The following is a 22,886-nucleotide window of genomic DNA, read 5'->3' as shown; positions in this document are numbered from 1 at the left end:
CACGATCTAAAAATCGGAAAACCCATGGTCCACACCCTAACCCCACATCACCCCGTCCCAGCCCTCCCACCCGAAGGCCTGATCGGTGTGATCGCCCCCGCCGGCCCCGCCCCCCTGGACACGGACAAAGCGATCCAATGGATGCGCGCAAGGGGCCACGAACTGCGCATCTTCCCAGGCGTCTACGAAACGAACGGCTACCTCGCCGGCAGCGACGAAACACGCCTCAACGACCTCCACGCCGCCTTCGCCGATCCAGAAGTCAAAGCCATCATCTGCCTGCGCGGCGGCTACGGCACCCCCCGTCTACTCGATCGCATCGACTTCAACCTCTTGAAAGGCAACCCCAAGCCATTCGTAGGCTACAGCGACATCACAGCCCTGCACCTGGCCATCAGCCGCTACGCAGGCTTCGTCACCTTCCACGGCCCCTTGCTCAATGCCGACCTGCTGGGCGACAAGGAGCCATCGACCATTACCTCATTCTTCAGCCTGCTACGCGGGCAATTGAAGGCCGGTGACGTGTTGAGCCATCCGGCAGCGTATCCGTTGACCACAGTCGAACCGGGCATCGCCCACGGTCGCTTGCTGGGGGGCAATCTGTCGATGATTGCCGCGACCATGGGCACGCCCTACGAAATCGACGCAGAAGGGGTGATCCTGCTGGTGGAGGACGTCAATGAGCCACTTTACCGCATCGATCGCCTGCTCACCCAGCTGCGATTGGCGGGAACCCTGGCCAAATTGCGAGGAGTGCTGTTGGGAGACGTGGCGGGTGTGGACGTCGAGGCGTTGAATCGCTTGTTCAAGCAGACCTTCGCGCCGTTGCGCATCCCGGTGTTGTCGGGTTGGCGCAGCGGGCACTGTGATCCGAACCTGACGTTGCCCATGGGGGCGTTGGTGACGCTGGATGCGGGGGAGAAGAGGCTGGTGTTGGGGCAGGATGTGGTGGTCAGCCGCTAGTTATTCAGCGTTTGCAAATCAGTCATCGCGAGCTGGCTCGCTCCCACAGGCTTTCCAAGGACCTTGTGGGAGCGAGCCTGCTCGCGATGGCGATACTGCGCCATAAGCGGCTTCAACGGTTACGCAACGCCTCCAGCAATTTGTGCGTCGGATACCCATCCGCCGGCCAGCCAAGCGACTGCTGGGCGCTGCGGATCGCCTTGCGGGTATTGGCGCCGATGATGCCGTCGGGGTTGCCAGCGTCGTAATTATGTTTGCCCAGCAGGGTCTGCAATTCGATGCGTTCGCTGCGGCTCAGGGGCAAGTCGTCCTTTGGCCATGAGCCGTCAATCAGCCCTGCGCCGCTGAAACGCTCGGACAGCAGGCTGACCGCCAATGCATAGGACGACGAGTTGTTGTATTTGAGAATTGCACGGAAGTTATCGAGCACCAGGAACGCCGGGCCGCGATAGCCCGCGGGCAACAGCAGGGCTGCCGACAAATGTTCGGAGCCGGCCGGCGGCTGGGCGCCGTTGGGCAGGCTTACACCCAGTTGCAGCCACTCGGCGACGGGCTTGCGGATCAAGCCGTCGGCCAGCGGATAGTCGAAGCCTTCCTTCAGCCGCACCTCGAACCCCCACGGCTGGCCGCGCTGCCATCCGGAGCTTTGCAAGTAATGCGCGGTCGAGGCCAGGGCGTCGGTAGAGCTGCCCCAGATGTCCCGGCGGCCGTCGCCGTCGAAGTCCACCGCATGGGTGTTGTAGGTGGTTGGAATGAACTGGGTCTGGCCCATGGCGCCGGCCCAGGAGCCGAGCATTTTTTCTGGCGTGATATCGCCCTGTTGCAGGATCTGCAGCGCGGCGATCAGTTGTGCGTGGGCAAAACCTGGGCGTCGTCCTTCATAGGCCAGGGTCGCCAAGGAGTTGATGACCGACTTGGTGCCCTGGAACTGGCCGAAATTGCTCTCCATGCCCCACACCGCCACCAACGCCGCGCGATCGACGCCATAGCGTTGCTCGATGCTTTGCAGGATATCGGCGTGCTGCTGGACCAACGCCTGGCCCTTGCGTACCCGCAGAGGCGACAACGCTCCGTCGAGGTATTCCCACACCGGCCGGGTGAATTCAGGTTGGCTGCGATCGGCCTTGATCACGCTCATGTCCGGACTGACGCCGATGAAGGCGCGGTCGAACAGGTCGGCTCGAATCCCGGCGGCCAATGCCTGCTTGCGGAACCCGGCTTGCCATTCGGCAAAGGTCTGGGTGGGCACGATGGCCAGGTCGTCCCCGGTAGGCACGACAGGCGGCACGATAGCCGGCGCTGTCACGACGGGAGCGGTCTGGAGCGGTTGGGCGTCGGCGGCGGTGGGTTTCTCTGCACAGGCCACCAGCAGGACAACGCTTGTGGCGGCAATCAATTGGCGCAAAGGCCAACCACGGGGAAGACAGAAGGGCATTCAGGGGTCCAGAAAATCAAATCAGGTGCTGACCTTAACATGCGAAAGGGCTGTAGGGCTTGTCCAGGTGTTTCATGCCGCCAGAAAGCAAGAAGCCTCCCAGTTGTCAGACTGGAAGGCTTCGCGGCGGTAGCTGCCTTTGCCCTTGGCGGGTCGTTCCTGGCGGCTGCGGAACAGGGGTTGGGCGACGATGGACTTGGCTTTGTTGGGGCCATGCCTGGATGGCTTTTTGCTCATGATTGGATCTCTCGTGGGGTGGTTGTGCGGGGGGAAATCATGGGACAGGACTGGGGTTTTGTCCAGTCCCTGCATTGCGTAGGAAATTTCAAGATGGCGAGGGGATTGTGGCTCCCTCGCCACAAAATCATGCTTGACACAAAAAGTCTGTTGCTTGGAAAAGAGGTTTATTCCGCGGGTAAAGGGAGTCGTTGTCCGGCCATCAACAACGACAACCGACTGAGGCTCATCCACGGCGAGCCGGCGGCCTGGCCCTTGATCTGCGCGTCGATGCGCTGGGCCTCGAGCAGCAATTGGGCCCAGCGTGACGCGGAATAGCGTTGCAGCGCCTTGCTCATCAGCGGTTTGCGCTTGTCCCACACTGGCGGGCGAGCCTGACTGAAGGCCTTGTCCAGGGGCACCCCCTGGCTGTATTGCAGCGACAGGTTGGCCAGCAGCCGCAGCTCCCGGGCCAGGGCCCAGAGGATCACCGGAGGTTCGACGCCTTCGCCTCGCAGGCCTTCGAGCATGCGCAAGGCATGAGCGGCTTCGCCGTTGAGGATTGCGTCGGTCAGCCCGAAGACATCGAAGCGGGCGCTGTCAGCCACGGCGGCCTGCACCGTTTCCACGGTGATCTGGCCGCCCTCGGCCATCAGCTTGAGCTTTTCGACTTCCTGGGCGGCGGCCAACAGGTTGCCTTCGACCCGGGCGGCAATCAGTTCAACCGCGTCCTGGCTGGCCGATAGACCGGCCTGGGACAGGCGTTGGCGGATCCAGTTCGGCAGCTGGCTGGCATCCACCGGCCAGATCTGCACGAACTGGGTCTGTGGACCTTCGACCAGCGCCTTGCCCCATTTGGTTTTCTGCGCGCTGCCGTCGAGTTTCGGCAGGCTGATGAGCAGCACCGTGTCTTCGGCCGGTCGCGAGCAATATTCGATCAGCGCGGCGGCGCCTTTGTCACCGGGTTTGCCCGAGGGCAAGCGCAGTTCCAGCAGGCGTTTTTCGGCAAACAGCGACATGCTCGCCCCTGCCAGCAGCAGCGTGCCCCAGTCGAAACTGGCGTCGGCCGCGAACACCTGGCGTTCGTCGAAGCCTTGTTGGCGAGCGGCGGAGCGGATGGCGTCGGCGGCTTCCTGGCACAGCAGCGGGTCATCGCCGCTGATGATGTAGACCGGGGCGAGGGCGCCTTGCAGGTGTTTGCCGAGTTGGGCGGGGGCCAGTTTCATAGACGCTGTTCAGGAGAGAAGGCGAGCGGGGCACCGAGGCGCCCCGCAAGGCTTATGGAGCAGGAATTTGCATAGGCGATTGTTGCGGGGTTTCCGCTTCCGCCTTGCGTGCTGCTTCCAGCGCTTCGGCTTCGGCCTTGGCCTTGGCGTCGGCGGTCTGTTGCAGTTGCTCCAACTGGGCCGGGCTCAGTTGTTGCAGGCGTAGCATCATCCGCTGTACCAGGTCGCGACGCATTTCTTCGCGTACTTCGCTGGACTCCTGGTCGGAGCCGGTGATGTTGTTGCCGTCATGCAGGTAGACCTTCTGTACTTGCAGCTTGTCGTCCAGCAGCACCAGGTTGTTTTGCCCGCGGATTTCATAGTTCAGCACGTTGTTGAGCTCGTATTCGGCCGAGCGACCGGCGCCGGCATAGCTCAGGCTGCGCTGGCTTTGCTGTTCGCGGGTCAATACCAGCTTGTACGGCGCACCGCTGTAGACTTTCACGCCGCTGTCTTCCAGCGTGTCGCGCAACGCTTTTACGGTATCGCCATAGGCGTCGCGCGCGCTGAGGTCCAGTTCGGTGATGGCCAGTTCGGTGGTGCCGGTGCCGCGCAGCTGGAAGCCGCAGGCGCTCAACAGGACCGCCAGGCCCATAACCAGCAGATTACGTTTGATCATCTTGTTGCTCCCCTTGAAACCCATGGGCCGAGCGTGCGGCCCCGCAGGTCAAATTCGGCGCCGGGCCCCTGGCCCGGACGCCCGATCCAATTAGCTTGCGACGATGTTGACCAGTTTGCCGGGCACGACGATCACTTTGCGAATCGTCAGGCCATCGACGAAGCGCAGCACGTTTTCGTTGGCCCGCGCGGCGGCTTCGACTTCTTCGCGCGTGGCGGCGGCCGGCATTTCGATCTGGCCACGCAGTTTGCCGTTGACCTGGATGACCAGGGTCAGGCTGTCCTGCACCAGCGCACTTTCGTCCACCAGCGGCCAGCGGGCGTCGATCACCGGGTCAGCGTGACCCAGGCGATTCCACAACTCGTGGCTGATGTGCGGGGTGATCGGCGCCAGCAGCAGCGTCACGGCTTCCAGGCCTTCGTGAATCAGTGCGCGATCCTGCTCGGTGCCTTGGGCGGCTTTTTCCAGTACGTTCATCAGCGTCATCACCTGGGCGATGGCGGTGTTGAATTTGTGGTTCTGGCCGACGTCGTGGCTGGCCTGCTTGATCGCCAGGTGGATCGAACGACGGACGGCTTTCTGGTCATCGTTCAGGCTGGCGACGTCCAGTTTGCCCGGCAGGCCCTGGGTGACGTGGGCCTGGGCCAGGCGCCAGACGCGCTTGAGGAAGCGGTGCGAGCCCTCGACGCCGGAGTCGGACCATTCGGCGCTCATGTCCGGTGGCGAGGCGAACATCATGAACAGGCGGCAGGTGTCCGCGCCGAACTGGTCGATCATCGACTGAGGGTCGACGCCGTTGTTCTTCGACTTGGCCATTTTCTCGGTGCCGCCGATTTCCACCGGCAGGCCGTCGGCGATCAGCTTGGCGCTGATGACCTTGGCCTTGCTGTCGCGTTCGAGTTCGACGTCGCTCGGGTTGAACCACGTGTAGGCACCGTTGGCTTCGCGACGATAGTACGTCTCGGCGATCACCATGCCCTGGGTCAGCAGGTTCTTGAACGGCTCGTTTGAGCTCACCAGGCCTTCGTCACGCATCAGCTTGTGGAAGAAGCGCGCGTAGAGCAGGTGAAGAATGGCGTGTTCGATGCCGCCGATGTATTGATCCACCGGCAACCAGTGGTCAGCCGCGGATTTTTCCACCAGGCCGCCTTCAAAGTGCGGCGAGGCGTAGCGGGCGTAGTACCACGAGGACTCGACGAAGGTGTCCATGGTGTCGGTTTCACGCTTGGCCGGTGCGCCGCATTTCGGGCAGCTGCACTCGTAGAATTCGGGCATGCGCGCCAGGGGCGAACCGGCGCCGTCGGGTACGACGTCTTCCGGCAGGACCACCGGCAGCTGATCTTCCGGCACCGGTACGTCACCGCAGGTGTCGCAATGCACGATCGGGATCGGGCAACCCCAGTAGCGCTGGCGGCTGATGCCCCAGTCGCGCAGGCGGAACTGAGTGCGCGAGGCGCCGAGGTTCTTCTTGATCAGGGCCACTTCGATGGCATCGAAGGCGCCAGCGAAATCCAGGCCGTCGAACTCACCGGAATTGATCAGCTCGCCGTGTTCGCCGTAGGCGTCCTGCCAAGGCGCTGGTGTCTGGTCGCCGACGCTGGTGCGCACGACCGGCTTGACCGGCAGGTTGTATTTGTGGGCGAACTCGAAATCACGCTCGTCGTGGGCGGGCACCGCCATGACCGCGCCGTCGCCGTAGTGCATCAGCACGTAGTTGGCGACCCACACCGGCAGTTTCTCGCCGGTGAGCGGGTGCTCGACGAACAACGAAGTCGGCAGGCCTTTCTTCTCTTGGGTGGCGACGTCGGCTTCGGCGACGCTGCCGCCTTTGCATTCGGCGATGAACGCCTGCAAATCGGGGTTGTTCCGCGCTGCCAGAGTCGCCAGCGGATGCTCGGCGGCCACGGCCACGTAAGTGGCGCCCATCAAGGTGTCCGGACGGGTGGTGAAGACCTTCAGGGTGCCGGCTTCGCCAATGGAGGCGACGTCGTAGGGGAACTGCACTTCCATGCCCCGGGACTTGCCGATCCAGTTGCGCTGCATGGTCTTGACCTGCTCGGGCCAGCCGGTCAGCTCGTCGAGGCTCTCCAGGAGTTCATCCGCGTAGGCGGTGATCTTGAAGTAGTACATCGGGATCTCGCGCTTTTCTATCAGCGCGCCGGAGCGCCAGCCGCGACCGTCGATCACTTGCTCGTTGGCCAGTACGGTCTGGTCCACCGGGTCCCAGTTCACGGTGCCGTTCTTGCGGTAGATCACGCCTTTCTCGAACAGGCGGGTGAACAGCCATTGTTCCCAGCGATAGTAGTCGGGCTTGCAGGTGGTGACTTCGCGGGACCAGTCCACCGCCAGGCCCAGGCTGCGCAGCTGGGTCTTCATGTACGCGATGTTTTCGTAGGTCCACTTGGCGGGGGCGACGTTGTTCTTCATCGCGGCGTTTTCCGCCGGCATGCCGAAGGCGTCCCAACCCATGGGTTGCAGGACGTTCTTGCCTTGCATGCGCTGATAGCGGGAGATCACGTCGCCGATGGTGTAGTTGCGCACGTGCCCCATGTGTAGCTTGCCGCTGGGGTAAGGGAACATCGACAGGCAGTAGTACGTCTCCTTGCCTGGCTGTTCACTGACTTCAAAGGACTTTTGCTCGTCCCAGAACGACTGGGCGGCGGCTTCGATTTCACGGGGCTGGTAGTGTTCGTGCATGGCTACTTTTGTACTGAATGGGGTGGCCCAATCCTCTTCATTGCCATGCTGGACGCAGATGACGCCGAATGCGGCGTTTTCGATGCCCAGCCAAGCTGGAAGTGGAGTTACAGGAAGCGCCGTAGCATACATGACCGCGCTCCGCCGAGGGAAACCCTGATTGCTGCCCAACCATTGCCGAGCCTTTTGCCGACCATTGGCGACGACCGGGGTTCTGGGCCGTTGGTCGCGGCGTCCAGCCGGTTTGCCCAGCGAAGCTAAGCTTCTGAATGGGGAGTGAGTCTTATCTTCAATGAGGTGAGGGATGGTTGAATCACAACGAAAAGTCGCTACACCTGAGTTGTATGAAAAACTGATCGATCGCCTGGGGATGGCCTTGGACGCCGCAAGAACCGCCGGTCGCTTGCGTGATGAACGCCCGGCAGAGCTGGAACTGCGAGGCCTGAGCCCCGCAGAGTTCGAGCTGGTCAAGGCTTACCTTGAACAGGCCGGGCACCAGGCCTCAGCAAATGGGGCCCAGGCAAACAAGCGTCTCGAAGCGCCCCGATCGGCCAAGGTTGTCTGGCTCAAGGATCGGACGCCCGACAAGGATGCTGTAAAGGTCCGGTCCCTGCAGTTCAAGTAAAGGCCGGATTCACGCGTGTCGCTTTTTTTGATTCGAGGTTCTTGGAATCTGTTGTCGCTTTGCGTCAACCCACCTAGGCTTCGGGCATCTATGGAGATGCCCGATGCCGTTTCGCTATTTCATCAAACAACTTCTATTGCCGCCTGGCATTCTTTTGCTTTTGCTGGCGCTTGCCTGGTGGTGGCGTGATTCCCGGCCGCGCCTGGCCCGCGTGTGTTTTATCCTGGGGCTGGGTGGTTTCTGGCTGATGAGCCTACCGATAGTGGTGCAGTGGAGCGCGAAGGCATTGGAGCGCGAACCGCCGCTGCTGCGCAGTGAATGGGCGACCCTGGCCCAGCGCGCCGACGCCATTGTGGTGCTGGGCTCGGGGCGCGAGCGCGGTGACCTGGCCTGGGGCACTGACCAGCCCACCGGGGTGGGTCTGGAGCGCCAGCGTTATGCGGCGCGGTTGGCCAAGGCTTCGGGCTTGCCCGTGTTGACAACCGGCGGCTTGCATTACGGCACCCCGCCCAGCGAGGCCAAGCTGATGGCTGACTCGATGCGTGAGGATTTCGGCGTCGACGTTCGCTGGCAGGAGGGCCACAGCCGCACCACGTGGGAGAACGCCCAGATGAGCGCGCAGATCCTGCTGCCCGAAGGGGCGAAGCGCGTGGTGGTGGTGACCCAGGCCTGGCACATGCCACGGGCGGTCTGGAGTTTTGAACGTTCTGGATTTGAAGTGGTGCCTGCGCCTGTCGGTTTCCTGGGTCAGGATAACGCCCGGCCGTTGGGTGGCTGGATGCCGGAATTCAAATCGGTGTGGCAATCGGGGCAGTTGATGAACGAGGCGGTGGGGTTGGTGGGGTATTGGTTGTTTTATCGCTGAATAATTGAAGTGAACGCTATTGTGGCGAGGGAGCTTGCTCCCGCTGGGGCGCGCAGCGGCCCCAAAAAGCGGGGCCTGCTGCGCCCGAAGCGTCGGACCGGTCCAGCGGGAGCAAGCTCCCTCGCCACAGGGATGGGGGGAGCGAGTTAAACCGTCTTGGCCATCCGCCCCGCCACCAGCGCCCAACCCAAAAGCAATACACACAAAATGATCAGCGGCCACGAGCGCCATTGAAGGTACGGCGTCAGGTCGTGCATCGGCACCACTTCACCGTAGAGGATGCCGCGTTGGAACTGCGGGATCTGGGCGGTGATCTGGCCGAAGGGGTTGATCAGGCCGGTCACGCCGTTGTTGGTGGCGCGAATCATCCAGCGCCCGGCCTCCAGCGCGCGCATCTGGGCCATTTGCAAGTGTTGCAACGGGCCGATCGACGTACCGAACCAAGTGTCGTTGCTGATCGTCAGCAACAGATCGCTTCGCGCTGAAAGGTTGGCAGCGAATTCCGGGTAGACCACTTCGTAGCAAATGAATGGCGCGATCTGGTAACCCTTGGCCTGCAGCAATGGCTGATCAGCCGGGCCGCGGGCGAAATCCGACATTGGCAGGTCGAAAAACGCGATCAGGCCGCGCAGGATATCCTGCAATGGCACGTACTCGCCGAAGGGCACCAGTTTCTGCTTCAGGTAAGTGCCGTCGCCTTCGCCGGTCACGGTGATGCCGTTGAAATAGCGCTTCTCATGACGTACTTCCTGGCGGATCGGTACGCCGGTGATCAGTGCCGAATGCCGCTCGGCGGCGAAACTGCCCATCATGTCCAGGTAGCCCTGGGCGGACTCCTTGAGTACCGGCACGGCCGTTTCCGGCCAGACCAGCAGGTCGACGCGCTTGGACGTGAAGCTCATGTCACGGTACAGCGCCAATTGCGCGTTGAGCTGCTCGGGGTCCCACTTCATGCTTTGTTCGATGTTGCCCTGGATGGCCGCGACACTCAGCGGCTCGCCCGAGGGGCTGGTCCAGGCATGCCCCTTGAGCGCAAAGCCGGCCGCCCAGGGGCCGATCAGCAAGGCCACACCCGCGACGACGAAGCCTTTGCGCCCGGAACGCAGCAATCGGGGCGCGTTGTACAACAGCGCGGCGGTCAGGGCCAGGGTGAAGGAGATCAGCCACATGCCACCCAGCGGTGCAAGGCCGGCCAGCGGGCCGTCCAGTTGACTGTAGCCGGAGTAAAGCCAGGGGAATCCGGTCAGGAACCAGCCTCTAAAGGCTTCCTGGCCCAGCCAGAGCGCGGCGAAGGCCAGGGCATCGGCCAACGGTGCCTCGTTGCGCCGCAGCCAGCGCGCCCAGAGCCAGGCGGGCAGGGCGAAGAACCAAGCGATCGCGGCAATGAACAGCAGCATCAAAAGCCCGGCCAGCAGCACCGAGGCGCCACCGAAGTTATGGATGCTGACGTAGATCCAACTGGTGCCGGCGCCAAACAGGCCGAAACCGAAACACCAGCCGCGCCCCAGGGCCTGGCGCGGCGAGAGCTCGCGCAGGCCAGCATAGAACAGCCCGACCGCCAGCAATGCCAGCGGCCAGATATCGAACGGCGCCAGGGCCAGGGTGGTGATCGCACCGGCCGCCACGGCCAGCAGGTTACCGGGCCAGCCGGGGCGGTTTATCCAGCGCATGTGTTTCCTTAGCGGCTCTTGCAGGGTTTAACGGGCAATGGGTGACAGGCGCAGCAGATGAATCCGGCGGCTGTCGGCATTCAGGATGCGGAAGCGCCAGGAGCCGATCTCGGTGGTTTCGTTGCGCTTGGGCAGGTGGCCGAAGGCACTCATCACCAGGCCGCCGACGGTGTCGAACTCATCGTCGGAGAATTCGCTGTCGAAGAACTCGTTGAAGTTCTCGATCGGCGTCAGGGCCTTGATCAGGAAGTCGCCGCTGGGCAAGGGCTTGATGTAGCTGTCTTCCTCGACGTCGTGCTCATCCTCGATGTCGCCAACAATCTGTTCGAGCACGTCTTCGATGGTGACCAGTCCGGCCACGCCGCCGTATTCGTCGATGACGATGGCCATGTGGTTATGGTTGGCGCGGAATTCACGCAGCAGTACGTTCAGGCGCTTGGACTCGGGCACGAACGTGGCCGGGCGCAGCAGGTCCTTGATATTGAAACTGTCGCCGTTCTCCTGGAGGATCAGCGGCAGCAGGTCCTTGGCCAGCAGCACGCCCATGACGTCGTCATGGCTCTCGCCGACGACCGGGTAGCGCGAGTGAGCGGAGTCGACCACGGCGGGCAGGAATTCGCGGGGAGTCTGGGTCGCCTTGATGCTGATCATCTGCGAGCGCGGGACCATGATGTCCCGAACCTGCAGGTCAGCCACCTGGATGGCGCCTTCGACGATGGCCAGCGCTTCGCTGTCCAGCAATTTGTTCTGGTGTGCATCGCGCAGCAGCTCCAACAGCTCCTGGCGGTTTTTCGGCTCATGGGCAAAAGCCTGGGTGAGCTTGCCCAGCCATGACTTCTGCCCGTTGGTCGATCGATCTTCGCTCATAGCGATTACTCTGAATCCTTTGTCGTTACAGGTTGATGTTTCAGTGTTCGTCGCCGGCATACGGGTCGGGATGACCCAGCTCGGCAAGCAACGTTCGTTCCAGCGCTTCCATTTCCTCGGCTTCGTCCTCTTCCATATGGTCGTAACCAAGCAAATGCAAGCAGCCATGGATCACCAGGTGGGCCCAGTGGGCTTCGGGTGACTTGTTTTGTTCGGCGGCCTCGCGCTCGACGACCGGGACGCAGATCACCAGGTCCCCCAGCAACGGGATGTCGAGCATTTCGTCGGGCACGTCGGCGGGAAACGACAGCACGTTGGTGGCGTAGTCTTTCTGCCGCCAGGTGTGGTTCAGCTCGCGGCCTTCGGCTTCGTCCACCAGGCGGATCGTCAGTTCCGAGTCGGCGCTGCGCTGGCGCAGCGCCAGTTCGCACCATTGGCGGAACTGGGCTTCGCTGGGGGCGGGGTGTTCACTGGCCTCTTGCAGGTCGAGTTCAAGCATTGTGGCGATTGCCTTTGCTTTCGGCCGAATCTTCATCGGCGCGGTTCTCGAAACGCTCGTAGGCTTCGACGATGCGCTGCACCAACGGATGGCGTACGACGTCCTTGGGCATGAAGTGCGTGAAGCTGATGCCCGGGACGTCCTTGAGCACCTGGATCACGTGGTTCAGCCCGGACTTGGTGCCTCGGGGCAGGTCGACCTGGGTAATGTCCCCGGTGATGACGGCGGTGGAGCCGAAACCGATCCGGGTCAGGAACATCTTCATCTGTTCGACGGTGGTGTTCTGGCTTTCGTCGAGGATGATGAAGCTGTTGTTCAGGGTTCGACCACGCATGTAGGCCAGCGGCGCGACCTCGATGACCTGTCGCTCGATCAGCTTGGCGACGTATTCGAAGCCGAGCATTTCGTACAGCGCGTCATAGAGCGGGCGCAGATACGGGTCGATCTTCTGGGTCAGGTCGCCGGGCAGGAAACCGAGTTTTTCCCCTGCTTCGACGGCGGGACGCACCAGCAGAATGCGGCGCACCTGTTCGCGCTCCAACGCGTCGACCGCACAGGCAACGGCCAGGTAGGTCTTGCCGGTACCGGCCGGGCCGATGCCGAAATTGATGTCGTTGGCCAGGATTTCCTTCACGTAGCGCTGCTGATTCAAGCCGCGAGGGCGAATCATGCCTTTTTTCGTGCGCAGGGCCACGGCAGGTTCCGACGGGGCGTGATTGTCGAGTTCTTCGACCGCCGACTCTTGCAGGAACAGGTGGACCATGTCCGCAGACAGCTCGCTCGCCTTGGTTTCTCGGTAGAGACGGCGCAGCAGGTTTTCCGCGGAGGTGGTGTGCTTGGGATCGCCGATCAGTTCGAACTGGTTCCCGCGATTGCGGATCTCGATGGCCAGGCGCTGTTCGATCAAGCGAAGATGCTCGTCGAATTGCCCGCACAGATTGGCGAAGCGGCGAGCCTCAAAGGGCTCGAGAATGAAACGATGAGGTTCGATGGGTGCGTTCAAGGTCGTTTTTAGCCGCCCAGGGGCAATTAAGGTGAAATCAAGGATAACGCCAGTAGGCTGGGTGCGAAAGGTCTTAAGCGGGCGAATCTGACCACAGGGCTTGCCACGGCCACTGTGGGAGCGAGCTTGCTCGCCATGAGGGTGTCACATTCAACATTGATATTGACTGTCACACCGCTATCGCGAGCAAGCTCGCTCCCACAGGGGGGTTGTGTAGCTACTGCACCAGCGAACCCCGCAGCGAGTGCGGTTGCGCGGCGTCGATGTGTACGTCGGCGAACTGGCCGATCAGGGCTGGCGTGTCGCAGCGGAAGTTGACGATACGGTTGTTTTCCGTACGGCCCTGCAATTCGCCCGGGTCTTTTTTCGAGTAGTCGGTGACCAGGATCCGCTGGATCGAACCGACCATCTGTCGGCTGATTTCAAAGCCCTGCTGGTTCAAGCGGTGCTGCAAAGCATTGAGCCGCTCCTTCTTCACTTCCTCGGGCGTCTCATCCGCCAGGTCGGCCGCCGGCGTGCCGGGGCGCTGGCTGTAGACAAAGGAATAGGAGAAGTCGAAGCCCACGTCTTCGATCAGCTTCATGGTCTGCTGGAAATCTTTCTCGGTTTCGCCAGGGAATCCGACGATAAAGTCCGAGCTGATGCAGATCCCCGGCACTGCGGCGCGCAACTTGCGCAGTTTGGATTTGTACTCCAACGCCGTGTGGTTGCGCTTCATCGCTGCGAGGATTCTGTCCGAACCCGATTGCACCGGCAGGTGCAGGTGCTTGACCAGCTCGGGAACTTCGGCGTGGGCCTGGATCAGGCTGTCGGAAAACTCCAACGGATGGGACGTGGTGTAGCGGATCCGGTCGATACCGTCCACCGCCGCCACAACGCGGATCAACTCGGCGAGGTCCGCCAGGCGACCGTCGTGGGTCAGGCCGCGATAGCCGTTGACGTTCTGCCCCAGCAAGGTCACTTCACGCACGCCGTTTTCCGCCAGGTGGATGATCTCGGCGATCACGTCGTCGAACGGCCGGCTGACCTCTTCGCCGCGGGTATAGGGGACCACGCAGAACGTGCAGTATTTGCTGCAGCCTTCCATCACCGACACATAAGCGCTGGGGCCGTCGATGCGCGGCTCGGGCAGGTGGTCGAACTTCTCGATTTCGGGGAACGAAACGTCGACTTGGGGCAGTTTGGTCACGCGCGCTGCGTCGATCATTTCCGGCAGGCGGTGCAGGGTCTGGGGGCCGAAGACCACGTCCACGTACGGCGCGCGGTCACGAATGGCCGCGCCTTCCTGGCTGGCGACGCAGCCGCCGACCGCGATGACCATTTCCGGGTTGGCCAGCTTCAGTTCACGCCAGCGGCCCAGTTGGGAATACACCCGGTCCTGGGCGCGCTCGCGGATCGAGCAGGTGTTGAGCAGGATCACGTCTGCGTCTTCGGCGCGGGCGGTGACTTCCAGGGCCTGGTGTTCACCCAGCAGATCGACCATGCGCGAGCTGTCGTACTCGTTCATCTGGCAACCGTGGGTTTCGATGTAAAGCTTCTTGGCCATGGACGGATCATCACGTGATTCAAAGAACCGCGCATTATAGGCAACAAGTCCCCCGGTTCCTACCGCTGCGCGAGCAGTGGCTATGCTATAGTTCGCGCCCTCATTTTTACCCGCCGATGTGTTTCGCCAGCCATGACCAAACGTGAAGCTCCAATCTACAAGGTGATTTTCCTCAACCAGGGCCAGGTGTTCGAGATGTACGCCAAGCAGATCTATCAGAGTGATCTGTGGGGCTTTCTGGAAGTGGAAGAGTTCGTCTTTGGCGAGCGCACACAAGTGGTCGTCGACCCAAGCGAAGAAAAGCTCAAGGCACAATTCGAAGGCGTGGTGCGCAGCTTCGTGCCGATGCATTCGATCGTGCGCATCGATGAGGTCGAGCGCCTTGGCACTCCGAAAATCAGCGAAGCCCGCGGCGCGGTCGGCAATGTGATGCCGTTTCCGATGCCGATGCCTGAGAAGTAGGGTTCAAGACCGGGTTGCTCCCAATCGCGAGCAGGCTCGCTCCCACAGTAAATCGCCGGTGAGCACAAATCTTGCGTCGCCAGAGAGCCAACTGTGGGAGCGAGCTTGCTCGCGATGAGGCCTTCAAGGCCAGAACATTAATCAGGGCAGTGGCGAGAACGGCGTGCGTCCGTCGGCGTTCTGCAATTCCATCAGGTATTTGCGAAAGATCTGCCCCAGCACCTGGGTGGCCACTTCCAGCTCGTCGCGGGGCATCTGCTCGGCGACTTCGTCGGCGGTGTCCAATGCCTCTTCGGCGCCGTTGACCGCCGCCATCTTCAAGACGATATACGCCTGGACATTGTTGGCCGGTACGCCTTCGCCATGGAAGAACATGCCGCCAAGCTTGAACTGCGCCTGGGCGTGGCCTTGTAGCGAGGCTTTTTCGAAATAGTTGAGGGCCAGCTTGAGGTCGCGGGGCGCGGCCTTGCCGTCGTAGTAGAACTCGCCCAATTCATATTGCGCTTGGGCATCGCCCTCGTCGGCCGCTTTTCGACAGGCGTCGAGTGCCGGTGCGAGATCTTGTGGCTGGGTGTTGAGGGTGCAACGGCCCATCGCCGGGATCAACAACGAGTTACCGCCTGCCTGTGCATGAGCGAGCAGGGGCTGAAGGAGCAACAGGCAGCCCAAGGCAAGGGTGCGGCCGGTGCGGTTCATGGGAATCGACTTACCTCTGAGGGGCGCGTGGACCCTTCGGGGGATCCAATAAGCGCGCATTATGAAATAAGCGGGGCCATCCTTACAAAGTCTTTACTCGTTTTTCTGCTGCAAAGGAACCGCAACGACGGTTTGTTGGGCAGATATGTAGGAAAAGGCACGGTGGGTTATGGGCAATAACTGACGCTGGTGTCAGCCAGCGTCAGTTATCCACAGGCTTATTTCAGTGCCGCGAAGGCTCGTTCAGCCGCGTCGAGGGTAATCTTCAGTTCCGCCTCGCCATGGGCGATGGAGGTGAAGCCGGCTTCGAAGGCGCTTGGCGCCAGGTAGACGCCGCCTTCGAGCATCAGGTGGAAGAAGCGCTTGAAGCGGTCGGCGTCGCTGGCCATCACGTCGTCGAAGGTCACGATGTCATCGGCACCGCTGAAATACAGGCCGAACATGCCGCCGGCCTGGGTGGTCACAAACGGAATGCCGGCCGCGTCGGCGCGCACTTGCAGGCCATCGAGCAGGCGCGTGGTGAATTCGGTCAGTTCGGCGTGGAAGCCCGGGCGGCTGATCAGGCGCAGGGTGGTCAGGCCAGCAGCCATCGCCAACGGGTTGCCCGACAGCGTGCCGGCCTGATAGACCGGGCCCAGCGGCGCGATGCATTCCATGATGGCGCGTTTGCCGCCGAAGCAGCCCACGGGCATGCCGCCACCGATGATCTTGCCGAAGGTGCTCAAATCCGGCGTCACGCCATAGTGGGCCTGGGCGCCACCAAGGGCGACACGGAAGCCGGTCATCACTTCATCGAAAATCAGCACCACGCCATGCTGGTCGCACAGGCTGCGCAGACCTTCGAGAAAGCCTGGCGCCGGCGGCACGCAGTTCATGTTGCCGGCCACCGGCTCGACGATGATGCATGCCACCTCCTGACCGACTTCGCCGAGCATCTTCTCGACTTCTTCAAGGTCGTTGAACGGCAGGGTCAGGGTGTGCTTGGCAAATGCCGCTGGCACGCCCGCCGAGCTCGGAACGCCTTGGGTCAGGGCGCCGGAACCGGCCTTGACCAGCAGGCTGTCGGAATGGCCGTGGTAGCAGCCTTCGAATTTGATGATGCTGTCGCGGCCGGTGTAGCCACGGGCCAGGCGGATCGCGCTCATGGTCGCTTCGGTGCCGGAGCTGACCATGCGCACCATTTCCATCGACGGCACGATGGAGCAGACCAAGTCCGCCATCTCGGTTTCCATCGCCGTCGGCGCGCCATAGGACAGCCCGTGCTCCAGCTGCTTGCGCACCGCATCCAGCACGTCCGGATGGCTATGGCCGAGGATCATCGGCCCCCACGAGCCGACGTAGTCAACGTAGCGCTTGTCGTCTTCATCGGTGACATACGCGCCTTCGGCGTGCTTGAAGAACAGCGGGGTGCCGCCGACGCTCTTGAACGCGCGAACAGGCGAGTTCACGCCGCCGGGGATATGTTTCTGGGCGTTGGCAAACAGGGTTTCGGAACGGGACATGGTAGGGCTCTCGAAAACGGAAATGACTATGTGATGTGCAGCAGGTCGTTGAAGGCGCGGGCGCGGCGCGTCACTTCAGCGGTGCTGTCGGCGCCGAACAGGCCGTGGACCACCGCAAGCAGGTCGACCCCATGGGCCACCAGCGGGGCGGCGTTTTCCAGGGTGATGCCGCCGATGGCGCAAACCGGTATATGCAGTTTGATGCGGGCCTGTTCGAGCAGTTCAAGGTTTGCGCTGGGTGCCCCAGGCTTGGTGCTGGAGTTGAAGAAGCGCCCGAACGCGACGTAGCTGGCGCCTTCGTTGACGGCCTGTTCGGCCAACTCCAGGCTGGCGTGGCAGGTTGAGCCGACGATTGCCTTGTGGCCCAGCAACGCCCGCACCGGCGCCAACGGGCCATCGGTCTGGCCCAGGTGCACGCCGACGCCCAGGCGCGCGGCCAATTCGGCGTCATCATTGATGATCAGTTGGGTCTTGTAGCGCTCGCACAGGTTGCGCAGGGCCTCGGCCTCACGAAGGCGGCGGGCCTCGTCGCTGCTTTTGTCGCGGTACTGCAGCAAGGTCACGCCGCCTTCCAGCGCGGCTTGCACATAGGCAAGGAACTTGCCGGCCAGCAGTTGGCTGTCGGTCACGGCATAAAGGCCACGTAATTTCATTCCACGGCTCCTGTGCTACGAGCAGAAATCCAGCGGTAGGCGACGCGGTACGAACTGGCCTTTGCCCAGTTGTTCGGCATCGCGCAGCGTGCGCCACGTGTAGTCCAGGGCTGTCTTGACCGCGCTGGAGAGTTGTTCGCCCTGGGCCAGTCGGCCGGCGATGGCGCTGGCGAGGGTGCAGCCGGAGCCGTGATAACTGCCGGGCAAGCGCTGGCAGGTGAACGTTTCGCGGTGTCCGTCGCGGCTGTACAGGCGATTGTGGACTTCATGCTCGTCGCCATGGCCGCCGGTGATCAGCAGGTGCTTGACGAAGGGCAGCAGTTTTTCGGCGCATTCATCGGCGCTGCCTTCGGGCAGTTCGGCGAGAATGCGTGCTTCAGGCAGGTTGGGCGTGGCGATGGTGGCCAGGGGCAGCAGGCGCTCGCGCATGGCGTAGCCGACTTCATCCTTGCCCAGCCGTCCGCCACCGCCGGCGCGCAGCACCGGGTCGCAGACCATCGGCAACTGCGGGTGTGCCTGGAGCAGCTCGACCACGGTGTCGACCATTTCCAGCGAGCCGAGCATGCCCAGCTTGACCGCCGCGACGGGGGAGTCGTTGAGCACGGCATTGGCTTGCGCCAGCACCCACTCGCGATCCAGCACGCGGAAATCGCTGACGTTGACCGTGTCTTGCACGGTCAACGCAGTAACGGCCGGGGCGGCATGACATCCCTGGGCAAGCAGGGCTTCGATATCTGCCTGCAAGCCGGCGCCACCACTGGGGTCGTGGCCGGAGAGACAGAGGACAACGGGGCGAGAGCTGTAGATATTCATGGTGCGCGAGCTTATCACCAAACCTCTTTTATCGGTGATTGGCCTCAGAGGGTTTTGTTGGCGACCACTTTTGTGCTTTACCAATTGGCAACCTGACCAAAGCAACAGCTCTATCTCAATGGTTGGCGCTGAGACGCCCGTGCTAGAGCCTTTTGTCGGAAAAATTTCCGTGGTGCAAATTGGCCATCAACGGCTATGCTAGAGATGGATCCAACCAATAACAGGTAATGCCGGTTTTACGTCTACTCAGGGAATGGGGGGCTTCCTGACTCAACCGGACAGGCCACGCTGGGGCTTAAATGCGCTATTTGCTGATGTTGCTGCTGTGCTTGTCCCCCTTGGCAAGTGCGCTCGAATTCGATGAATCAACCCAAAGCCTGCCTTTGGGCCACGCTTTGCAAGTGTTGGAAGACCCCAGTGGCACGGCCTCCATCGATGAGATTCTGGCCCAGGCCGCGGCCGATCGTTTCAAGCCCCATGACAAAGCCACGCTGAACGCCGGTTACTCACGTTCGGCGTTCTGGTTGAAAGTGGATCTGCACTATCGTCCTGCCAATCCCGACGCCCAGCGGACCTGGTTGCTGGAGCTGGCGTATCCGCCGCTGGATCATCTGGACCTGTACTTGGCCGACGGCAGCGGAGCCTATCGCCTGGTCCGCCAGACGGGCGATGCTCTGCCTTTTGCCAGTCGCGAGGTCCGCCAGAACAATTACCTGTTCAGCCTGGACTTCCAGCCGGATCAACGCCAGGTCGTGTACTTGCGTCTGCAAAGCCAGGGTTCGATCCAGGCGCCGTTGACGCTGTGGTCGAGCACGGCGTACCTGGAGCAGCAGCCGGTGCGCCTCTATGTGTTGGGGATCATCTATGGCGTGCTGCTGGGGATGCTGGTCTACAACCTGTTCATTTACCTGAGCGTGCGCGATACCAGTTATTTGTACTACATCTTCTATATCGCCTCGTTCGGCCTGTATCAGTTGTCGGTCAATGGCGCGGCGGTGGAATATTTCTGGCCGGACAATCCCTGGTGGGCCAATGCCGCAACGCCGTTCTTCATCGGCTGCGCGGGGCTGTTCGGCAGTCAATTCGCCCGCAGCTTCCTGCAGACCTCACAACACAGTCGCTGGCTCGATCGACTGCTGCTGGCGCTGATCGCCTACAGTGCCGTGGTGGTAGGGCTGTCGCTGATGACCAGCTACGCCTTGGCCCTGCGCCTGGCGACGGCGTTGGCCCTGGTATTTACCGTGGTGATTTTCGCCGCCGGGCTGTTCGCCTGGTGGCGTGGCCTGCGGGTGGCGCGTTATTTCATCATCGCCTGGTCGGCGTTCCTGCTGGGGGGGATCGTCAACACGATGATGGTGCTCGGTTACCTGCCGAACATCTTCCTGACCATGTATGCCAGCCAGATCGGCTCTGCCATCGAGGTGGCATTGTTGTCCCTGGCCCTGGCGGACCGCATCAACGCCATGCGCGAGCAGCAGGCCCAGACGCTGTTCGACGCCGGACAGAAACTGGAAGTGCTCAACCAGCAATTGGCCCACGGCAACAAACTCAAGGATGAATTCCTCGCCACCCTCACCCATGAATTGCGCACCCCGATGAACGGTGTGATCGGCTCCCTGGAGCTGATGGAAACCGTCGAGATGGACGAGGAGCTGACCCAGTATCAACAGACCGCCGCCGGTTCGGCGCGGGACATGATGCGCATGGTCAACGGCATCCTCACCCTTACCGAGTTGCAGGCCGGCAAGCTCAAGGTCTACCCGACGCCGTTCAGCCTGCGTGGTGTGATTGATGCGCTGCAGGTGCAGTTCGGTGCCAACGCGGCGGTCAAGGGTTTGGACTTCAAAGTCGACATAAGCCCCAGCCTGGCGGATCGGTTGGTGGGCGACAGCGCTAAATTGGTCCAGTGCCTGGAATGCCTGCTGGACAACGCTATCAAGTTCACCCGCTCGGGTGGCATCGCCCTGCGGGTCAGTGGACGACCGTCGGAGCTCGATCGCCTGGTGCTGTCATTCGCGGTGATCGACACCGGCATCGGTTTCACCGATCTTGGCGAGGCGACGTTGTACCAGCGTTTCTTCCAGCTCGATGGCTCGATGACGCGCGAGTACGGGGGGCTCGGCGTAGGCTTGGCGATCTGCCGCCAACTGGTCGAATTGCTCGACGGGCGCCTGACTCATATTTCCGAGCCGGGGCGCGGCAGCCGTTTCCAGCTGGACGTGGAATTCGAAATCGCCTTGCCAGTGGAGGTCCCGACGCCTTTTTCGTTCGGTGGGCGCCGGGATTCCCGCCAGCCCCAGGACTGCACGGTACTCCTGGCGGACGACAACCCCGTCGATCAATTGGTCATGCGAGGCATGTTGCTCAAGCTGGGCTATCGGGTGCGCACCGCCGACAACGGTCGGGCGGCCCTGGACCTGCTACAGGGCGAGAGTGTTGACGCGGTGCTCCTCGATTGCCATTCGGCGCCATTGGACGGGGTGTCGCTCTGCTGCCAGATCCGAGCGCTGTCCGGTTGTGAGGATCTGCCCGTGCTGGTAGTCAGTCCGAACCTCGAACAGGAGCGATGCCCGTCTGGAGCGTTGATCGACTATTTGAGCAAACCGGTGAAGTTCGAGGTGCTCCAGGCGATTCTGCAGCGACGGGTGCTTTGTCCGAAACAGGGTGAAAGCGCCGATATTTAGGCGGATATGCCACTTTGATCGACCTGGAGGCGGTGCTTAACTGATCCTCTGCTGGCCGACCGAGGAGCCCCGTCATGAACTTGCATCAGTTCGCCGAAACCCACGACGTCACCAATCAGCCGCCGTCCTTGGACGGCGCCAACCTGTACCGCATCGATCTGCCGTTGCAACAGTGGTCCCAGCGTTTCGGTGCCGGTTGGGCGCAGGCGCGGATCGATGCCTACGGTGCGTTGGCCGGCGGGCCGTTGATGGAAGCGGGGTTCCTGGCCAACCAGAACACGCCGGTGTTTTCCAGTCATGACCGGTATGGCCATCGCATCGACCTGGTGGAGTTTCATCCCGCGTATCACGAGTTGATGCGCACCGCCGTCGAGCACGGCTTGCCCAGCCTGCCGTGGGCTCATCCGCAACCCGGCGCCCATGTCGCCCGTGCGTCGATGACCTACCTGCACAGCCAGGCCGAAGCCGGCACCGGTTGCCCGTTGACCATGACTTTCGCCAGCGTGCCGGCCCTGCGCCTGCAACCGGACCTGGCCGAGCGCTGGGTGCCGAAGGTGCTCGCCACCGAGTACGACCCGCGCAACGTCGGCATCGCCCACAAGGCCGGGGTCACGATTGGCATGGCGATGACCGAAAAACAAGGCGGCACCGACGTGCGGGCCAACACCACCAAGGCGTATCCGGTAGGCGCCAGCGGGCCCGGCCAGGCCTACGAACTGGTGGGGCACAAATGGTTCTGTTCGGCGCCGATGTGCGACGCTTTCCTCACCCTGGCCCAGACCGACAAGGGCCTCACCTGTTTCCTGCTGCCGCGCCATCGCCCGGACGACACGCGCAACCAGTTCTATATCCAGCGACTGAAAAACAAGCTGGGCAACTGTTCCAATGCATCCAGCGAAGTGGAGTTTCGCGGTGCGCTGGCCTGGATGGTCGGGGAGGAGGGCCGAGGCGTGCCGACGATCATCGAGATGGTTGCCATGACTCGCTTCGATTGCATGGTCGGCTCCAGCGCGCTGATGCGCCAGGCGCTGACCCAGGCCAGTCATCACTGCGCGCACCGCAAGGTCGGCGGCAGAGTATTGAGCGAACAGCCATTGATGCAAAACGTGCTGGCCGACCTGGCGCTGGAAAGCGAAGCCGCGCTGGCCCTGAGCCTGCGCATGGGGCGGGCGCTGGACCACTTGAACGACGACCACGAGGCCAAGTTCGCCCGACTGGTGACGGCGGTAGGCAAATACTGGATCTGCAAGCGCGCCCCCGCGATGATCAACGAAGCCGCCGAGTGCATGGGCGGCGCCGGCTACGTCGAAGACAGCATCCTGCCTCGCCTGTATCGTGAGGCGCCGGTCAATTCGACCTGGGAAGGCTCCGGCAATGTGCAATGCCTCGATGTGTTGCGGGCCCTGTCCAAGGAACCGGGCGTACTGGAAGTGCTGTTCAACGAACTGGGCGATGGCCATGGCGATAAACGCCTGGCCCGCCACATCGACCAATTGCACGCGGCATTCAAAGACATCGACGACATCCAATACCGCGCCCGGCAATTGACCGAAGACATCGCTGTTGGGCTGCAGGCGCGATTGCTGCTTGAAGCGGGCAACAGCGACGTCAGCGATGGGTTCATTGCCAGTCGCCTTGGGGCCGGCGCCAGGGTCTACGGCGCATTGCCCCGAGGCTTGAACGTGGAGGCCATCGTCGCTCGCTCGACCCCACGGGGTTTCTAAAAAGGGCTCAGTTCGGCACATGACCCTGTGGGAGCGAGCCTGCTCGCGATAGCGTCGGCACAACCAACCTTCCCAGTGCCTG

At 62.3% G+C, this 22,886-nt stretch carries 20 protein-coding genes; 6 read left to right on the top strand and 14 right to left on the bottom strand.

What is annotated here, in order from left to right:
* Window positions 1-24 precede the first annotated feature (24 nt).
* The gene (locus ACLK1G_RS21970; RefSeq protein ID WP_420767329.1) at window positions 25-963 is read left to right on the top strand and encodes a S66 peptidase family protein; all 939 of its coding nucleotides are present in this window, start codon (window positions 25-27) and stop codon (window positions 961-963) included.
* A gap of 112 nt (window positions 964-1,075) precedes the next feature.
* Here the strand turns inward: ACLK1G_RS21970 and ACLK1G_RS21965 are convergent, their stop codons facing one another.
* The 5 genes from ACLK1G_RS21965 to leuS form a co-directional block, all read right to left on the bottom strand.
* On the bottom strand, window positions 1,076-2,398 hold the full coding sequence (locus ACLK1G_RS21965; RefSeq protein ID WP_420767328.1) for a lytic murein transglycosylase: 1,323 nt from the start codon (window positions 2,396-2,398) through the stop codon (window positions 1,076-1,078).
* Between the two features lie 72 nt (window positions 2,399-2,470).
* Window positions 2,471-2,635: an alternative ribosome rescue factor ArfA gene (gene arfA, locus ACLK1G_RS21960; protein WP_030140368.1), complete on the bottom strand. Its 165-nt coding sequence runs from the start codon at window positions 2,633-2,635 to the stop codon at window positions 2,471-2,473.
* 167 nt (window positions 2,636-2,802) lie between these two features.
* Window positions 2,803-3,840 (bottom strand): DNA polymerase III subunit delta, encoded by a 1,038-nt coding sequence (holA, locus tag ACLK1G_RS21955; RefSeq protein ID WP_420767327.1) that lies wholly within the window; start codon window positions 3,838-3,840, stop codon window positions 2,803-2,805.
* A 52-nt stretch (window positions 3,841-3,892) separates the two neighbouring features.
* The gene (locus ACLK1G_RS21950) at window positions 3,893-4,498 is read right to left on the bottom strand and encodes an LPS-assembly lipoprotein LptE (RefSeq protein ID WP_420767326.1); all 606 of its coding nucleotides are present in this window, start codon (window positions 4,496-4,498) and stop codon (window positions 3,893-3,895) included.
* A 90-nt stretch (window positions 4,499-4,588) separates the two neighbouring features.
* On the bottom strand, window positions 4,589-7,195 hold the full coding sequence (leuS, locus tag ACLK1G_RS21945; protein ID WP_420767325.1) for a leucine--tRNA ligase: 2,607 nt from the start codon (window positions 7,193-7,195) through the stop codon (window positions 4,589-4,591).
* A 304-nt stretch (window positions 7,196-7,499) separates the two neighbouring features.
* Here leuS and ACLK1G_RS21940 point away from each other — a divergent pair, with 304 nt between their 5' ends.
* Both ACLK1G_RS21940 and ACLK1G_RS21935 read left to right on the top strand, forming a co-directional pair.
* Window positions 7,500-7,820 carry a hypothetical protein gene (locus ACLK1G_RS21940; protein WP_420767324.1) on the top strand — a complete coding sequence of 107 codons (321 nt, stop codon included), beginning with the start codon at window positions 7,500-7,502 and terminating at the stop codon, window positions 7,818-7,820.
* A gap of 103 nt (window positions 7,821-7,923) precedes the next feature.
* Complete coding sequence (locus ACLK1G_RS21935; protein WP_420767323.1) at window positions 7,924-8,685, top strand: YdcF family protein; 762 nt, start codon at window positions 7,924-7,926, stop codon at window positions 8,683-8,685.
* A gap of 146 nt (window positions 8,686-8,831) precedes the next feature.
* Here ACLK1G_RS21935 and lnt read toward each other — a convergent pair whose 3' ends face one another.
* The 5 genes from lnt to miaB form a co-directional block, all read right to left on the bottom strand.
* Complete coding sequence (gene lnt, locus ACLK1G_RS21930; protein ID WP_420767322.1) at window positions 8,832-10,355, bottom strand: apolipoprotein N-acyltransferase; 1,524 nt, start codon at window positions 10,353-10,355, stop codon at window positions 8,832-8,834.
* A 27-nt stretch (window positions 10,356-10,382) separates the two neighbouring features.
* On the bottom strand, window positions 10,383-11,222 hold the full coding sequence (locus tag ACLK1G_RS21925; protein ID WP_420767321.1) for a CorC family transporter: 840 nt from the start codon (window positions 11,220-11,222) through the stop codon (window positions 10,383-10,385).
* Window positions 11,223-11,262: 40 nt separating this feature from the next.
* On the bottom strand, window positions 11,263-11,721 hold the full coding sequence (gene ybeY, locus ACLK1G_RS21920; protein ID WP_420767320.1) for an rRNA maturation RNase YbeY: 459 nt from the start codon (window positions 11,719-11,721) through the stop codon (window positions 11,263-11,265).
* Complete coding sequence (locus ACLK1G_RS21915; protein WP_420767319.1) at window positions 11,714-12,724, bottom strand: PhoH family protein; 1,011 nt, start codon at window positions 12,722-12,724, stop codon at window positions 11,714-11,716. Before ACLK1G_RS21915 ends, ybeY begins: the two co-directional genes overlap by 8 nt.
* A 217-nt stretch (window positions 12,725-12,941) precedes the next feature.
* Window positions 12,942-14,270, bottom strand: a complete 1,329-nt coding sequence (miaB, locus tag ACLK1G_RS21910) for a tRNA (N6-isopentenyl adenosine(37)-C2)-methylthiotransferase MiaB (protein ID WP_420767318.1) — start codon at window positions 14,268-14,270, stop codon at window positions 12,942-12,944.
* Between the two features lie 132 nt (window positions 14,271-14,402).
* Here miaB and ACLK1G_RS21905 point away from each other — a divergent pair, with 132 nt between their 5' ends.
* Window positions 14,403-14,732, top strand: coding sequence for a DUF1820 family protein (locus ACLK1G_RS21905; RefSeq protein WP_003185742.1), 330 nt, complete (start codon window positions 14,403-14,405; stop codon window positions 14,730-14,732).
* Window positions 14,733-14,873: 141 nt separating this feature from the next.
* Here the strand turns inward: ACLK1G_RS21905 and ACLK1G_RS21900 are convergent, their stop codons facing one another.
* The 4 genes from ACLK1G_RS21900 to ACLK1G_RS21885 form a co-directional block, all read right to left on the bottom strand.
* Window positions 14,874-15,428, bottom strand: coding sequence for a tetratricopeptide repeat protein (locus ACLK1G_RS21900; RefSeq protein WP_420767317.1), 555 nt, complete (start codon window positions 15,426-15,428; stop codon window positions 14,874-14,876).
* A gap of 218 nt (window positions 15,429-15,646) precedes the next feature.
* Complete coding sequence (gene hemL / locus ACLK1G_RS21895) at window positions 15,647-16,930, bottom strand: glutamate-1-semialdehyde 2,1-aminomutase (RefSeq protein WP_420767316.1); 1,284 nt, start codon at window positions 16,928-16,930, stop codon at window positions 15,647-15,649.
* A gap of 26 nt (window positions 16,931-16,956) precedes the next feature.
* Window positions 16,957-17,583, bottom strand: a complete 627-nt coding sequence (thiE, locus tag ACLK1G_RS21890) for a thiamine phosphate synthase (protein ID WP_420767315.1) — start codon at window positions 17,581-17,583, stop codon at window positions 16,957-16,959.
* A gap of 15 nt (window positions 17,584-17,598) precedes the next feature.
* Window positions 17,599-18,396 carry a hydroxymethylpyrimidine/phosphomethylpyrimidine kinase gene (locus ACLK1G_RS21885; protein WP_420767314.1) on the bottom strand — a complete coding sequence of 266 codons (798 nt, stop codon included), beginning with the start codon at window positions 18,394-18,396 and terminating at the stop codon, window positions 17,599-17,601.
* 299 nt (window positions 18,397-18,695) lie between these two features.
* On the opposite strand from ACLK1G_RS21885, the gene ACLK1G_RS21880 reads away from it, so the two are divergent.
* Together ACLK1G_RS21880 and ACLK1G_RS21875 are read left to right on the top strand one after the other, a co-directional pair.
* Window positions 18,696-21,080, top strand: a complete 2,385-nt coding sequence (locus ACLK1G_RS21880) for a 7TM diverse intracellular signaling domain-containing protein (protein ID WP_420767313.1) — start codon at window positions 18,696-18,698, stop codon at window positions 21,078-21,080.
* Between the two features lie 74 nt (window positions 21,081-21,154).
* Window positions 21,155-22,804, top strand: a complete 1,650-nt coding sequence (locus ACLK1G_RS21875) for an acyl-CoA dehydrogenase family protein (protein WP_420767312.1) — start codon at window positions 21,155-21,157, stop codon at window positions 22,802-22,804.
* Window positions 22,805-22,886 lie beyond the last annotated feature (82 nt).

Source organism: Pseudomonas algeriensis (genome assembly GCF_048847255.1).
Classification (GTDB): domain Bacteria; phylum Pseudomonadota; class Gammaproteobacteria; order Pseudomonadales; family Pseudomonadaceae; genus Aquipseudomonas.
The sequence above is the reverse complement of the archived record's forward strand: the minus strand, read 5'-3'. Positions and strand labels throughout refer to the sequence as shown.